The sequence below is a fragment of the Weeksella sp. HMSC059D05 genome (genome assembly GCF_001809725.1).
Classification (GTDB): Bacteria; Bacteroidota; Bacteroidia; order Flavobacteriales; family Weeksellaceae; genus Weeksella; species Weeksella virosa.
Map to the genome: position 1 here is coordinate 79358 of NZ_KV798546.1, position 17029 is coordinate 96386.

Annotated in this window: 9 protein-coding genes; 5 read left to right on the forward strand and 4 right to left on the reverse strand. The window is 36.2% G+C overall.

Annotation, left to right across the window (positions count from 1 at the left end; genetic code table 11):
* Positions 1-89: 89 nt before the first annotated feature.
* The 5 genes from HMPREF2660_RS07195 (at position 90) to HMPREF2660_RS07215 (ending at position 8627) form a co-directional block, all read left to right on the forward strand.
* Positions 90-1643, forward strand: coding sequence for a M20/M25/M40 family metallo-hydrolase (locus tag HMPREF2660_RS07195; protein WP_013599096.1), 1554 nt, complete (start codon positions 90-92; stop codon positions 1641-1643).
* A gap of 89 nt (positions 1644-1732) precedes the next feature.
* On the forward strand, positions 1733-2500 hold the full coding sequence (locus HMPREF2660_RS07200) for an isocitrate lyase/PEP mutase family protein (RefSeq protein WP_070486373.1): 768 nt from the start codon (positions 1733-1735) through the stop codon (positions 2498-2500).
* Between the two features lie 163 nt (positions 2501-2663).
* Complete coding sequence (locus tag HMPREF2660_RS07205; protein WP_070486375.1) at positions 2664-3056, forward strand: hypothetical protein; 393 nt, start codon at positions 2664-2666, stop codon at positions 3054-3056.
* A 124-nt stretch (positions 3057-3180) separates the two neighbouring features.
* Positions 3181-7497, forward strand: a complete 4317-nt coding sequence (locus tag HMPREF2660_RS07210) for a CusA/CzcA family heavy metal efflux RND transporter (RefSeq protein WP_070486591.1) — start codon at positions 3181-3183, stop codon at positions 7495-7497.
* Positions 7497-8627 carry an efflux RND transporter periplasmic adaptor subunit gene (locus tag HMPREF2660_RS07215; RefSeq protein WP_070486377.1) on the forward strand — a complete coding sequence of 377 codons (1131 nt, stop codon included), beginning with the start codon at positions 7497-7499 and terminating at the stop codon, positions 8625-8627. Before HMPREF2660_RS07210 ends, HMPREF2660_RS07215 begins: the two co-directional genes overlap by 1 nt.
* A gap of 160 nt (positions 8628-8787) precedes the next feature.
* On the opposite strand, the gene HMPREF2660_RS07220 is transcribed toward HMPREF2660_RS07215, so the two are convergent.
* From HMPREF2660_RS07220 to HMPREF2660_RS07235, 4 genes are all read right to left on the reverse strand, one after another.
* Positions 8788-10941, reverse strand: coding sequence for a S46 family peptidase (locus HMPREF2660_RS07220; RefSeq protein WP_070486379.1), 2154 nt, complete (start codon positions 10939-10941; stop codon positions 8788-8790).
* A gap of 518 nt (positions 10942-11459) precedes the next feature.
* A complete protein-coding gene (gene rpoN / locus HMPREF2660_RS07225) occupies positions 11460-12932 on the reverse strand; it encodes an RNA polymerase factor sigma-54 (protein ID WP_070486381.1) in 1473 nt (490 codons plus the stop codon).
* A gap of 33 nt (positions 12933-12965) precedes the next feature.
* Positions 12966-14414 (reverse strand): asparagine--tRNA ligase, encoded by a 1449-nt coding sequence (asnS, locus tag HMPREF2660_RS07230; protein WP_070486382.1) that lies wholly within the window; start codon positions 14412-14414, stop codon positions 12966-12968.
* Between the two features lie 147 nt (positions 14415-14561).
* Positions 14562-16988: a DUF5686 family protein gene (locus HMPREF2660_RS07235; protein WP_070486593.1), complete on the reverse strand. Its 2427-nt coding sequence runs from the start codon at positions 16986-16988 to the stop codon at positions 14562-14564.
* Between the last annotated feature and the right edge of the window lie 41 nt (positions 16989-17029).

Below are 17029 nucleotides of genomic sequence, written 5' to 3' on the forward strand. Positions count from 1 at the left end.
AAAGAAGAAAAACATCCATGAAATAAAAAAACATCAAGATAAAGTCTCTATTTAAGAGGCTTTTATTATTTTAGTAAAAAAATATCATAATGAAGTTTTATAGACCATTACAATTGGCAACCGTTTTATGTGCCTCTATAACTTTAACGGCACAGAACAACACACAACAAGATGCTATTATCAGTGCTATTACTCAAGAAGCACAAAACAATTCTCAACTCGAGCTTTTAGCAACCGAACTTTTGGATGGAATCGGGCCGCGTTTGGTAGGATCACCTGAAATGGAAAAAGCAAGTGATTGGGCCATTGCACAGTTCAAACAATGGGGAATTGATGCCGAAAGACAAAACTATGGCGAATGGAAAGCATGGCAAAGAGGAGCATCAAACATTACGATGACTTCACCGCGTGTAGTATCTCTAAATGCAACACAACTTGCTTGGAGCCCAGCAACCAAAAAAACTATCGAGTCAGAGGTTGTGGCCTTGCCAAAAGACCCTAAAGATTTTGCGAAATGGAGCAATCAGATCAAAAATAAAGTGGTGCTTTTATCTATGTATCAACCAGTAGGTAGACCCGATTATCAGCTAAAGGAATTTGCAACGCCTGATACTTACGAAAAGCTAAAAAAAGAAAACGAAAATAGGCAAAAAGAATATCAATCTTTTTTACAAGCGATAGGATATACCCAAAACCAATTAGCTGAATTTTTAGAGCAAAAAGGAGCAGCAGCAATCGTAATTTCTAATTGGAGTGGAATTATGGGCGCCAATAGAATTTTCGATGCGAAAACGAAAAACATTCCCATGATCGATATCGAACTTGAACAATATGGAATGTTGTATAGATTGGCAGTTAACAATAAAAAACCAAGAATTTCTATCAATGTACAATCAAAAGATTTAGGAAAAGCAAAAGCCTTTAACACCATTGCAAAAATAGAAGGAAAAGAAAAACCGAATGAATATGTCATTTTATCGGCACATTTCGATTCGTGGGATGGTGCACAAGGTGCTACAGATAATGGAACGGGCGTTATAACTATGATGGAAGCTGCACGTATCCTAAAGAAACTTTATCCAAACCCGAAACGAACTATTATTATTGGACTATGGGGGAGCGAAGAACAAGGCCTCAATGGATCTAGAGCTTTTGTAAAAGATCATCCAGACATTGTTGCTAAAACCCAAGTCGTTTTCAACCAAGATAATGGTACAGGAAGAGTAGTAAACATCAATGGACAAGGATTTGTAAATGCCTATGAGTATGTTTCTCGCTGGTTGAATCAAGTCCCAAACGACGTAAGTAAACACATAGAAACGTCTTTCCCTGGTATGCCAAGTGGAGGAGGGTCTGATCATTCTTCCTTTGTAGCTGCGGGTATACCTGCTTTTATGTTGAGTTCTCTAAACTGGGGATATTTTGGTTACACATGGCATACTAATAAAGATACGTACGATAAAATTATTTTTGATGAAGTAAGAAACAACGTCATCTTAACAGCTAGTTTAGCATATTTAGCTTCAGAGGAAGAAGAGTTGGTAGATCGTACGAAAAGAGTTTTACCTACAAAAGATGGTAAAACAGCTCAATGGCCAGTCGCTGTAGACGCCAATCGTGCAGGTAGATTAGAGACCAAGTAATTTTTAACAATAATTTATCAATTCATACTCAAAGCTTTATTGTATTTTAGGTAAATAATTAAACAAAACAAAAAACAATACAATTACTTATGAAAGTAGATAAATTCAGGAAATTACACGAGCAAGAAGATCCGCTATTTCTTGCTAATGTTTGGGATGTTATAAGTGCAAAAGCGGCAGAAGCAGCTGGTTTCGAAGCTATTGGAACCTCGAGTCATGCAATTGCTAATGTATTAGGGTATGAAGACGGAGAAAATATGTCGTTTTATGAAATGTTATACATGATAGAACGCATAGCGAAATCTACGAATTTATTGGTAAGCGCAGACATAGAGTCGGGTTTTACGAAAGACCTCAATCAATTGAATGAGTATGTTGAGAAATTAGTAGATGTTGGAGTAGTGGGCATCAATATAGAAGATGGAAATACAAGCACCGATGAACGTAAGTTAGACGATGTGAAAGTATTAGCCGACAAAATCCATTCTATCAAGACTTACCTCAAAGCAAAAGGAAAAGATTTATTCATTAATGCGAGAATTGATACCTATACCACAGAACATCCAAGAGCATTAGACGAAACAATTGTACGTGCGAAAATATATAAAGATGTAGGAGCAGACGGCATTTTTGTCCCATTAATTACTACAGAAGAAGATATAAAAAAAATGGTACAAACTATAGATTTACCGCTTAATACATTTGTTACAGCAAAATCATTAGATTATCCAGCACAGAAAAATTTAGGAGTAAAAAGAATCAGTAGTGGTAATGCGGTGCACGCAAAAGTTACCGATTTCACTTCATACTTTTTCAAGCACCTCAATGATTCTAAATCATTTTATTTCCTTTTCTAAAATTCATTTTAACAATAACCTCACCGTGTGGTGGGGTTATTGTTTTTACACTTCTTTTTTATCGTATTCTTACCTAGAATTTCAATATTTAATCCAATTCTAAACTACCTCTTTCATTCATTCTTTATGATATCTTTTTAGATAACATCTCTACTTTTGTTGTATGAAAAGATGGTTAATCTTAACGATTACTTTCATGCAGTTGGCCTCTACAACTCAATTCTCACAGTTGTACAAGATTCCTCTGTTCTTTTCGCACTTCATCGAACACAGTCAAAACAACTGGACATTTTCCGAGTTCAAAACATTTATTGTACTTCATTACGATAATCATGAGATGGATGAAGACTGGGAGACCGACCAGAAACTACCTTTTATGACCGTTGATCGCGTTTATCAAGACCCTTGTTTTGTACCAAAATTTCAACTTCAAATCACTAATAAAATTATTGATATCGATTCACAAACTATGCATATATGGGTCGATCAATTCACACAGTCTTCATATCTCGCATCTATTTGGCAACCGCCAAAACAACAACACATTTTCGCATAATTTCGAATTCTATTTTCGGTAGAATTCAAGTTTCACTTAGTGGTTAATTCATCTAGAAATTTCATTATTCGGTTTGATTTATCTTACTGATAATGAATCTATTTCTGGATTAATAAAGAAAATGATGTTAAATAAAATCATTGATTTTTCAATCAAAAATAAATTCATCATAGGTCTTTTTACACTTGCTTTACTCGTTTTCGGAATTTACGAAGTAAAGAAGTTACCTATTGATGCTCAACCTGATATCACATCCAATCAGGTTCAAATTCTTACCGTTGCACCTTCTTTTGGAGCAGAAGATATCGAACGTTTGGTTACTTTCCCAATCGAACAAGCAACGGCAAACATTGCAGGAATTACCGAATTGAGGAGTTTCTCTCGCTTTGGTTTGTCTTTGGTAACGATTGTTTTCAACAATAAGACCGATGTTTATTGGGCAAGACAGCAAGTGAGCGAACGTTTACTGCAAGTACGAAACGAAATCCCGGACGGAATTGGTGAGCCTGAATTAGGCCCGATTTCTACCGGCTTGGGAGAAATTTATCAATACGTTGTTCGTCCGAAAAAAGGTTACGAAGATCGTTTTGATGCCACAGAATTGCGCACCATTCAAGACTGGATTGTTCGTCAACAATTGATAAGCGTTCCCGGTGTGGCCGATGTAAGTAGTTTTGGTGGGAAGTTAAAACAATACGAAATTGCCTTACAACCGAACCGTTTGCAGGCGCATCATCTCACTATAAACGATGTTTTTGATGCCTTAGAAAAGAACAATCAAAATACCGGTGGCGCGTATATCGAAAAAGGTCCGACTTCTCTTTTTATTCGCTCCGAAGGATTGATTGGTTCCATTCAAGACATAGAAAATATTGCAGTAAAACGGATTTCGGGCGGTTTGCCTTTATTGCTGAAAGACATAGCCGAAGTTAGAATCGGCCATGCAACACGGTATGGAGCCATGACTTATATTGGCCAAGGTGAAGTTTCGGGCGCAGTCGTCATGATGCTCAAGGGAGAGAATAGTAATGAAGTCGTTAAACGGGTAAAAGATCGGATAGAAACAATTCAAAAGACATTACCCGAAGGCGTAGTAATTGAAGCTTTTCTCGATCGAAAAAAAATGGTCGATAATACAATCCATACCGTTCAGACGAATCTTCTAGAAGGTGCTTTGATCGTTGTTTTTATATTAGTTTTATTCTTAGGAAATCTTCGTGCAGGTTTCATCGTTGCCTCTGTTATTCCGTTAGCATTACTTTTCGCTATTATTATGATGAATATTTTAGGAATTGGCGGCAACTTAATGAGCTTAGGAGCACTTGATTTTGGTTTGATCGTTGACGGCGCTGTCATTATTGTAGAAGCCGCGATGCATCAATTAGTCCTCAGTAAACAATTCGGAAAAAATCAACGACTTTCTACGCAAAACATGAATGCTACCGTAGGTTCAGCTGCTAAAAAAATGGTTAACTCAGCCGTTTTTGGACAAATTATCATCCTAATCGTCTATCTTCCAATTTTCACTTTGCAAGGAATCGAAGGGAAAATGTTCAAACCCATGGCACAAACCGTTTCTTTAGCTTTGGTCGGCGCCTTTATTTTGTCTCTTACCTATGTACCAATGATGACCTCTATGGTGTTGAGTAAAAAGAAAAAAACAAAGCCAAACCTATCAGATCGAGTAATGGCTAGAATAGAAAACATTCATTATCATTGGCTACTGAAAGCTATCAAACAAAGAAAACTCGTATTAATTACAGTTGTTTTGATGTTCTCATTGGCAGTGTTTCTCTTAAGCCGTTTGGGAGGTGAATTCATCCCTTCTCTAGAAGAAGGTGACTTTGCCGTAGAAGCACGTGTTTTACCCGGAAGTAATTTATCAACCACGATAGAATTCACCAACAAAGCTGCTAAAATCCTGAAAGATCGTTTCCCAGAAGTCGAAATGGTCGTTACTAAAATCGGAAGTGGAGAAATCCCAACCGATCCTATGCCAATGGATACAGGAGATATGATTGTTGTACTGAAACCTAAGAAAGAATGGACTTCTGCCAAAACTTTCCCCGAATTATCCAATAAAATGAGTGCTGCCGTTGCAGAAGTTCCTGGTCTAAGTACTAGTTTTCAATTTCCTGTACAAATGCGTTTTAACGAACTAATGACCGGTGCACAGCAAGATATAGTTGTGAAAATATTTGGAGAAAATTTGGATAGTTTGGCACATTATGCACAAAAGTTGGGGAATGTAATTCAGCAAGTAGAGGGAGCACACGAATTGTACATCGAACCCGTTAGCGGAACGCCACAAGTGGTGATAGAATTCAACCGTGCGTTATTGGCTCAACATGGTCTGAGTATTGGCGATGCGAATAAAATCATCAATATGTCGTTTGCAGGTCAAACAACCGGAAATGTTTTCGAAGGACAAAGACGTTTTGATTTAACGGTTCGCTTGGATGAAAAAAGTAGAGCATCGATAACCGATATTCAAAATCTGCTGCTTCCTACCGATTCCGGGTTGCAAATTCCGCTTTCTCAAGTGGCCGAAGTGGCTTATAAAAACACGCCAAACCAAATTCAGCGAGAAGATGCCAAGAGAAGAATTATTGTAGGATTCAATGTGAAAGATAAAGATGTGCAAACCGTTGTAGAAGATTTACAAGCACAAGTGGCCGCAAAAATTCAATTTCCTTCAGGATATTATGCAACGTATGGCGGCGCTTTCGAAAACCTCAATCAGGCCAAAAAACGCTTAGGAGTCGCAGTTCCTGTAGCTCTCTTATTGATTTTTCTGATGTTGTATTTTGCCTTCAAATCAATCAAATACAGTTTATTGATTTATACCGCTATTCCTTTGTCTTCTATTGGCGGCATTTACTTATTAGTTCTTCGAGGCATGCCTTTCAGCATCAGTGCAGGCGTTGGTTTTATTGCACTTTTCGGAGTGGCGGTACTCAACGGCATCGTGTTGGTGTCCGAATATAATCGCCTCAAAGCACAAGGCATTCACAATATTCCGCGCGTTGTTCTGATGGGAACTCGTACCCGTTTACGTCCTGTTCTGATGACAGCTTCGGTTGCATCGCTTGGCTTTTTACCTATGGCGCTCAGTCACGGTTCGGGTGCAGAAGTACAACGTCCTTTGGCCACTGTGGTCATCGGAGGTTTATTGATTGCCACCTTTCTCACTCTTTTTGTTTTACCCATTTTATACATTTTATTCGAAAAAACACATATGAAATCCAAAGTATCCACACCGCTAAAAACGGTCAGTATTTTCTTGTTTCTTTTGATAGGAAATTCGCTTAGTGCGCAACAAATTATGACGTATGACGAAATGATTTCGGTCGGAAAAAATCAGAATTTACATTTGAAGCAAGCTCGTTTTGAAACCGCGTACCATCAAAAGAACAATCGTTCCAATTTAGGTTTGGCACCTACGGATTTTTCAGTCGAATTCGGAAAAATCAATAGTGATTTGTTTGATGAAAAAATTAGTGTTGTTCAGAAAATCCCATTTCCTACTTATTTTCAGAAACAACGAAATGTGAATCAGCAACGGATCAAAAAGGCGAAAATGCAAGAAAAATTAGGCGAGCAGGTTTTCGAAAAAAAAATTGCAGACCAATATGTTGCTTGGCAATATTGGCAATTGAAACAAGCTATTCTCAAAAAAAATCTAAAGATATATGAAGATTTTTTAGCGAAGGCTTCTTTGCGTTTCCAAAAAGGAGAGAGCAATCGAGCAGAGGTTTCGATGGCTAAAATTCGTTTTCAGAACTTGAAAAATGAAGCTGTTTTTATCCAATCTCAATTGCAGTCTATTTGTTGGAACCTTCAGAATTTGTTGCAAATCGAAGAACCCATCGAACCCAAAACCGAGCAAGATTTTTTCCTACCCCAAAAGCAAATCGGAACAACATCGGCACAAATAGAAGTAGAAAAAGAGAAACTTCTTATCAATCAAATGCAAGTAGATGTGGAGAAAACAAAGCGGTTGCCAGAGTTTTCGGTAGGATATTTTAATCAGAGTTTTAAGGAACTTAATGACAAACGCTACCAAGGTTTGATGGTGGGTGTTGCGGTTCCGCTTTTTTCTGGAAGCATTCGATCGAACATCGAATCGGCAGAAGTTTTGGTGCAAATGCAAGAAAATCAATTGCAAATCGAACAAAAAAACTGGTCGAATCAAGTGCAACAAATCAACAACGAAATTGACGCGTTAGACAAAGTGCTTACTTCGTATCAATCGGTTCAGTGGCCAGAAACGCAACTTTTACAACAAACCATTTCGCAACAATTGTTGAGCGGTGAAATCAATTATCTCGATTGGGTGGTGCAAAATGATCAGGTGATTCAGATTCAGAATCAATTTGCAGATCAACTTTTGCAACGAAATCAATCGGTTATAACTTTTAATTTTTTAACAAACGAATAATGAAAAACTATATTTGGGCATTGATTATCGGAATGAATTTCAGTGCTTGTACCTCTCAAAAAGAAGAAAACAAAACGCTTCGAGAAACCGAAAACACACAGGAAATAACATTAACCCAAGCGCAGCAAAAACAACTCACGATCGAAACCGTGAAAGTAGAAACGATAGACCTGAATGCTACGATGCAATTGAGCGCAAGAACTCAAGTGTTGCCGCAAGACCGAATTTCGGTAACGCATATGCTAGGTGGTTTTGTGAAGTCGATTCAGGTAATTCCGGGAACGTATGTGAAAAAAGGGCAAGTTTTGGCAGTGTTAGAAGACCCAATGTTTGTGCAAATACAAGAGGAATATCTCACGACAAAAGCTTTGTTGGAGAAGGCGGAATCTAACTTTAAACGACAAAAAGAACTGAATGAAGCGCAGGCGGCAAGCACCAAAATTTTGGAAGAAGCACAAGCCGATCGAAAATTATTGCTGATCAAGAAAAGGGCTTTGGAAGAAAAATTACACTTGATGCATTTGTCACCAAATTCGGTCACCGTAAATGCTATCAAAAGAAATTTAACGGTTGTTTCGCCGGTTTCGGGCGCCATAAATAAGGTTTCTGTAAATCGAGGTCAATATGTTTCGGCTTCAGAACCTTTGTTGGAAATTATCCAATCTTCAACACCATTATTGGAAATAAAAGCCTTTGAAAATCAATTAGCTGCATTGAAAATTGGTCAAAAAATTTTAGCGTCAACCAATCAAAACCCAGAGCAAAAATACGAAGCTAAGGTGATTTCTATTGGTCAAGAAGTCAATTCTGATGGATCTGTAAATGTCTTGGCTCAGTTGTCTAATCCTTTGCCACAACAAATGATTTCTAAAATGTATTTTACAGTAGAATTATCGTTTGCTAATCAGTTTGCGCAAGTTTTACCTGAAGAATCTGTAGTACATTTTGAAGGTAAAGATTATGTGTATGAAGTGCTTAGCAATAACACGTATAAGATGAAAAAAGTGAAAATAGGTAAAGTAGAACAAAATATGGTTGCAATTGAGTCGCCATTAGATTCTAACAAAAAATATGTTTCGAAAGGTGCATATGCTTTACTTATGGCGATGAAAAATACAGAAGAAGAATGAGTTGATTAAATTACATTTATAAGCTATCAAATAAAAATGATAGCTTTTCTTAAACTCAATCTTTCTATTTAACATAATATATATTATAGGAAAAGTTATTAAACAAAAAATCCCGTATGCATATACGGGATTTTACTGGACTCATAAACTGAATTAAAAATTATTTAGTTACGATTTTCATTTCTTTTATTAAGTGGTCAGCTTTTCCATATTTTTCGATAACCCATAAAATATATCGTGCATCAACCATAATGTTTCTACAAATTTCTGGATCATAATTCAAATCAGACATTGTTCCTTCCCAAACACGGTCAAAATTCAATCCTACCAAATTTCCATTTCCATCAATTGCCGGGCTTCCAGAATTACCGCCCGTTGTGTGATTGGTTGCAATAAAATTAACGGGTAATTTTCCATTTTTATCTGCGTATTTCCCAAAATCTTTTTTGTTATACAAATCAATCAATGGTTGTGGCAAATCGAACTCATAATCTCCCGGAATATGTTTTTCTACCACACCATCTAAATATGTAACTGGCTCATAATAAACTGCATCACGCGGCTGATATCCATCAACTTTACCATAGGTTACGCGCAAAGTAGAATTGGCATCTGGGAATAGTTTTTGATCAGAAAACACTTCCAATTGTGCTTTCATATAGGTACGCATCAGCTGATTCATTTTGTTTTGGTTCGCTAAATATTGTGTACTAACTTTTTCTTGATAAGTATCCAAATAACGCTTAACCAATAATACCAAAGGATCTTGCTGTATTGCTTTAATAAATTCATCGTCATTCTTCGATAATTCTTCTAAGGAAGTTAGCAGAGTTTTGCCATTAATTGTTGCTGTTCCGTTAATCAACGTATTATCCAAAACAGTTTGTATCTCTTCTGCCGAAGCAACTTTTTTTGGCAATAAGTCTTTGGGCATTGTGGTATTGTAATATTCGATTAATTCTGCAGAAATAGTCTGATCCAAGGCTGCATCATAATCTTTATACATCCCATTTAATTGGTTGATTACACGAGATTTAATATTCTGATAACTTTCTTTTTTATATGAATTGGCTAAATTATTCAATGCCAAAGTCATACGAAAAGTTTCTGAGTTTGTAGAGAAAATTTCGCCAAACAAGGTGGTTGCAACCGCAAACTTTTCATTTTCTTTGTTCAACGCATTCAATTGTTGAATGATATTCCCGTATGTTTTCTTTTGTTGTTTATTTTTGGCTATTCTTTTTGCAAAATCATTTTCTTTAGCCAAACGCAATTCTACAGCTTTACTCCTTTCTAATCCTAATTTTTCTCCTATCCATTTTTTGTGTGCATTAGAAATTCTCGCTTGCTTAGAGGCATATTTGATACGCGTTGCATCATCTTCACGCATTTTTTTATCTATATGCTGCAGTGCAATCGTTCTTGCTCCTATCCTAGCAGGATTTATCACATCTTGGATTTGAAGCAATGATGAAGCTGGTAGATATTCATCCGTTGTTCCTGGAAATCCGTAAACAAATGTAAAATCACCTTCTTTTATCCCACCAATATTTACCGGTAAAAAATGTTTTGGTTTGTAAGGTACATTGTTTGGTGAGTAATCTGCAGGTTGATTGTTTTTATCAGCGTAAATTCTAAACAATGCAAAATCTCCTGTGTGTCTTGGCCAAACCCAGTTATCGGTATCACTACCGTATTTACCTATTGCCGAAGGTGGAGCTCCTACTAGACGTACATCGCGGAAGGTTTCGGTGATAAATTGGTAGTATTTATTCCCTTTGTAAAATGGTCGAACATAATTTTCTTGGTACGATTTTGTTTCGGTTTGTGCAGAAAGTGTTTGTATGTTTTGTTTCACCAACTCCATCCGTTGCTCCTCTGGCATATTATCAGTTACTCCTTGTAAAATTTTATCTGTAACATCGATAATATCTACAATAAAAGTAGCTGTGAGTCCTTTATTTGGTAATTCTGCTTTCATATCTTTGGCCCAAAAGCCATCTTTTAAATAATCGTTCTCTAATGACGAATGACTTTGGATTTGACCATATCCACAGTGATGATTGGTTAGCAACAATCCATTTGGGGATATTACTTCTGATGTACATCCACCGCCAAAATGGGCAATGGCATTGTTTATGCTCTTTTTCCCGTTACTAAAAATATCGGTTGCAGAAATTTTTAGTCCCATTTCTTTCATTTCTTTTTCGTTCAGTTCTGTCGGTATCCACATTCCTCCGCCTTGTGCAAAAAGAGTGTTACCGAGAGCCAAAAAACTCAAAAGCAACGACGTTTTCATCAATGTCTTTCTCATTTTATCTTTTTATATTTTTTAACATTATCAAAGATACTTGTTCTCATCGTACAAAGCAAAAAAGTATATCTCTACTTTTACTAAAATCCAATTTCCTTATAGAGAAAAAACTCTATTCTTGGTTTATTTGTCTTCCTATTTAGTTTGTTTACTTGTTCAATCAATAAAGAGATTTTTATGAAAAATTCCGACGAAACGATTATCGAATGTATTTTGACTTTATCAATTCTTAGAAATAATTCTTGCAGAAAAAATGATAGGCTAAAACAAATTTCAGAATTTATCACTAATCATTCAAAATATCTGTTTGGATGATTTGATGCTATAAATGGTGAAATTCGCTCTTTTAATTTGGAAGTTACAACAATCTCCGTCGATAAAAAATCATCTACCTACTCGGCAAGCTTACAAGATACTACAGAAAAAAGCAACCTAGATTTTGAAATAGAATTCGAACAACACCTATCCAGATTGAATAAAAAAACCAGCGTTAGCTGGTTTTTTTATGGCAAAATATTTTAGATTTCTTTACGTAATCTCGCTACCGGAATACTCAATTGTTCACGGTATTTTGCAATAGTTCTGCGCGCAATTGGGTAGCCTTTTTCTTTTAGTATTTCCGTTAGTTTTTCATCTGTCAACGGTGTACGTTTATTTTCTTCGTTAATGACATCTTGTAATATGCGTTTGATTTCTCTGGTCGAGACTTCTTCACCTTCGTCATTTGTTAAACTCTCTGAGAATAAATCTTTGATTAAAAAAGTGCCGTAGGGTGTTTGTACATATTTACTGTTAGCTACTCGAGAAACTGTTGAGATATCCATACCGATAAGATCAGATATATCTTTCAGAATCATTGGTTTGATTTTGGTTTCGTCTCCTGTAAGAAAATATTCTTTCTGAAACTTCATGATTGCCTGCATGGTAATCATGAGCGTGTTTCGTCTTTGCTGTACTGCATCAATAAACCATTTGGCCGAGTCTAATTTTTGTTTAACAAACAATACTGCCTCTTTTTGCTCATTGGATTTATTCTCTGTTTTTTTATAAGTTTCGAGCATTTCTGCATAAGCAGAGGAGATACGCAATTCTGGTACATTCCTACCGTTAAGAGAAAGATTTAGCTCACTATTCTCTATTGTAATCGTAAAATCGGGTGTAATTTGTTCGATAATTTTACTACTACTCGAGAATGATTTTCCTGGCTTTGGATTCAATCGTTCGATTTCGCTAATTGCGTCTCTCAATTCATCTTCGTTCACACCATACTTGGTCATTAATTTTGTATAATGTTTTTTCGTAAATGCATCAAACGATTCAGTAATTAATTTTTCGGCCAATTCGATAGACTCGTTTTGGGTTTTATTCTCGAGTTGTATCAACAAGCATTCTTGCAAATCTCTTGCTCCTACACCAACAGGATCCATTCGTTGAATATATTTTACAAGTAAATTTTCTACTACTTCTAATTCGGTATAGATATTCTGCGAAAATGCTAAATCATCGACCAGAGCTTTTAGATCGCGGCGGATGTAGCCATCTTCATCAATATTTCCGATAATAAATTCTGCGATTTCATATTCTTCTTCTGTCAAACGATTAGTATACAATTGTTTTTCTAGATACTCGATAAACGAAACTCCTTGTGCATAAGGAACAGATTTTTCGTCATCGTCATCGCTATAATTATTGGTATAGGTTTTATAATTCGGGATATCATCATCACTCAAATACTCATCGATATTGATGTCGCTTGTATCGATAACATTTTCTTCTTGGTATTCATCTTGCGAATCCCAGTCGTTATCATTCGACATCTCGAATTCATCTTCGTAATTAGGTGAATCTTCGTCCAAAGCAGGATTCTCTTCTAACTCCTCTTTCACTCTTTGTTCAAAGGCAACAGTAGGTAATTGCACCAACTTCATTAATTGAATTTGTTGTGGTGATAACTTTTGTTGTAATTTTAGATTTAATTCCTGCTTTAACATATGATTTTTCTTCTACTCGATTAACTTCTTATACTAAAATTCTGCATTGTTCGGGGTTCTAGGGAACGGAATAACATCGCGTATATTTCCCATTCCGGTCACAAAAAGAACCAAGCGTTCTAGTCCTAATCCAAAACCCGAATGTGGTACGGTACCAAAGCGGCGTGTGTCTCTATACCACCATATTTCTTCTTGATCGATACCAAACTGTTTTATTCTTTCGTCCAACACATCTAAACGTTCTTCTCTTTGTGATCCGCCTATAATTTCACCAATTCCAGGGAAGAGAACATCCATTGCACGAACTGTTTTTCCGTCTTCGTTTAGGCGCATATAGAAGGCTTTAATTTCTTGTGGGTAATCGAACAAAATTACTGGTGTTTTGAAATGTTTTTCTACCAAATAACGTTCGTGTTCAGATTGTAAATCCACACCCCAACCATCTACCGGATATTTGAATTTTCCTTTTTTGTTTGGCTTAGAATTTTTCAGAATATCAATAGCTTCGGTGTAAGATAAGCGAATAAAACGATTATTCAAAACATAATCTAAACGATCCATCAAACCTAACTCTGATCGCTCATCGGCTGGTTTCTGACTTTGTTCTTTGGCATAACGTTCGGCTAAAAATGCCAAATCTTCTGGACATTTATCTTTGGCATATTGGATAACATATTTCAGGAAATCCTCGGCCAAATCCATATTTTGATCCAAATTATAAAAAGCCATCTCGGGTTCGATCATCCAAAACTCAGCTAAATGACGTGAAGTATTCGAATTTTCTGCACGGAAAGTCGGTCCGAATGTATAGATTTTACCCAACCCCATAGCGGCAGCTTCCCCTTCTAATTGTCCAGAAACTGTAAGGTTTGTCGCTTTCCCAAAGAAATCTTGGCTATAGTCTACTTTGCCGTCTTCGGTACGTGGTAAATTATCTAAATCGAAATTTGTCACATGAAACATCTCTCCTGCTCCTTCTGCATCAGAGCCTGTGATTATAGGTGTGTTAATATAGACAAAATCGAGCTCATTGAAGTATTGATGAATTGCAAACATCAACGCATTTCTCACTCGCATTACAGCACCAAACAGATTGGTACGAAAACGCAGATGTGCTTGTTCGCGCAACTTTTCTAATGAGTGTGCTTTGGGCTGTAGAATTGTCCCCTGAACCTCTTCAGAAGCTGCAACGCCTAGCACTTTGATATCTTTGGCTACGATCTCTATTTCTTGCCCTTTACCCTGGCTTTCTACTACTTCTCCTACAACTTGTAAGGATGCTGCTGTAGTAATTTGTTGAATAAGTTCTTCATCAAACTTATCAAAATCTACAACGACTTGAATTGTTTTTAAACAAGATCCATCATTGAGTGCGATAAATCGATTACTACGAAAAGATCTCACCCATCCATGAATACTTACTTCTTGCAAGGCTACTTCTTTGCCTTTCTCCAACAAGGTTTTTATACTGTATGATTGCATTTCTAAAATTCTATAGTTTCACAAAATTAATACTTTTATTTACCTTTAGAAAATAGGAGGCATAATTTTTGCTAAGCTCTAAAATTTTCTACAAGTTTTCTGGTAGTATCCGATAGGTTGAATTCTATGATTTCGATTCTTAAAAAATCAATATAAATTGAGTCGAAACGTTAACTTTAAGAAGAAATTATCTTTGAATTTCGGGTATTGATATGCGCCAAATCGATAATAAGTCCCAAGACCGAACGTATTAAAAATTAAATGATTAAACTCTACACCTGCTTCTTGGTAATAATGGTTTAATTGCTTATATTCAAAAACAGTGTGTAGGTTTGCATTTTTCATTTCGCCCAATGCTCCGCGGTATATAAACAATGGAAAGACAGCTCGACCGAACCAATCAAAACCACCAAATGTATGTTTCACTTGAAAAGATAAGAATTGAGAAGAATAAAACTCTCCGGCACGGATCGTTTCAAAGTTATTCAATCCTGCAAGCTGAAAATTTTTAGGGAATCCTCCGAGTTTTGCATTACCAGACGATTCGAAATGATTCATAATCGGTGCATTGCCAATCAACATTCCAGCATTGATATTGAGATGAGTTTCACCAAAATAATTCTCCAAAATATCATAATACGAAAAATTCATTCGTACCGGAGAAAAATCAGCATCGAATAAATCCCAATATTTTTGTAGTGTAAAATAGAAAATTGTATGGCCTCTTTCTACCGTAACTTTCCCGTATGGTGTACGGATATATTGGTCTTTTGGTGCCCAGCGCAAAGCCAATTTGCTGTATAAAGTATGGTAGGATTTATTTATATTTTGGTATAAATAATCAAAATTCGCACTTTGTTTTTCGTAACTTGTAGAGGCATTGAACGTGAAATTATTGAAGATATCTTGTTCATACCCCAACGTATAACGGTGGTAATGATAAAACTGATCGTTGTATAAATTACCCAAAGTATGGTTCATAAAACGATTGTAGCCGTTTTGTAGCAAGTTACTCGTTTTGCCAGACGGACTTATGTCTTGTGCATAATTGAGTTGTATTCTACCCGAATATGGCTTATTGACAAAAACATCCAGACCACTTCCCCATTTCCAGGCGTTATCTTTCGTGCCGTACGCGGCATATGCGTTGAGGGAATAGTTCTGACTTGCTTTTTCGTTCGTGCTTAGTGCTGCTCCCAAGCGAGTTCCTTCGTAATTGTTGAACGACAAGAATTTCGTGACGTCGGCATCGATTTTTCCAAAACTTATTTTTCCGCCCGTTGCTAGAAAACGCATTATTTTTTGTTTTTTAGCGTATGTATCACCGCTTAGACTATCGATAATTGGATAGGTGTTTTGTTCGATTGTCGTAAGGTTTTGGTTTCGATAATTTTGCATCACATCTTCCCATCTACCTGGTTTCATATTCTGAAAGGCAATTTCATTTTCGTAGCCTGCAAACTCTTTTCTTTTATAAGAATGTGGTGATTGTAAGTTGGATATGGCTATTTCTATATGTATCCATATTTTTTCTGCTTGTTCTTTTTCTTCTTCATTTTCTTTATTAGCATTTGCATTGTATCCAAAATTCCCTGCATCTAAGAGAAACTTTTGTTTATACGGAAACCACAATCCGTTAACGAGCTTCCAATCGGCATCAATTTCGGCAATTTCATCACTAAAAAAGTTCTCTGCTTTGAATTTTGTTAAACCCAGAGTTTCGTCGTCGATATATAATATTCCCTTGAATTGTTGTTCGCTTGTTCGCTTGGACGGAGTAAAAGATATTATAGTAGTTGGACGGTTATTGTAGATGGTTTTTTCTTTGATAATAAAGCGGTAATACGCTAAACCTTCTGTGGAAATTGGATTGATGATATCACGAAAAAAGAAATTAATTGTTGGCCTATTGAATTGTAATGCAACCGGTTGTATGGCTAAATACTCATGAATTGGCGAATTGATTCCTGCAATTTTAGAAGATTGGACAATGTTCTTGCGTCCAAATTTTTTGGCGTATTTATGATCCATTGCTCGTTCACCTAGAAATAAATGACTCTTTTCTAAAATAGTTCGCCAATGATTGCTAATAACATCTCGTTCACTTTTGGGTTGTAGGATAAATGGAATAGAATCTTTGTTTACAGAGCTCCAATATTTGGTATAACTCCTGAAAAAATAAGAATCTGCCGTATTCAGATCATTTTCTTTGATCCGATTTACAACTTGTTGCATAAAGTTTTTGCCCAATTTATTCTGATTTTCTTGCCCAACACTCACTTGCTCTAGCTCTATATACGAAGGTTCTAGGTAAACATCGATTGGGTTTTGGGTTGGTGAAAGATGTATAAGTTGTGTATCGTATCCATCTTGATAAACTATAATTTTTGCATAGAATTTAGCAAGTAATAGTTCTCCTTTTTCATCGGTCAGTCCAATTAATTGATTATCGGTGTTTAGAATTTTTGCTTTAGAAACACGAAATTCATCCGTTGCATCATAAACGCGAATAAGTTGTTGTGCTTGTACAAAGGAAGCGAGAAAGAAAGATAAACAAAGTATATATTTACCCATTTTTGCAATTTTTGCAAAGTAAATAAAAAAAGCAGCATTAT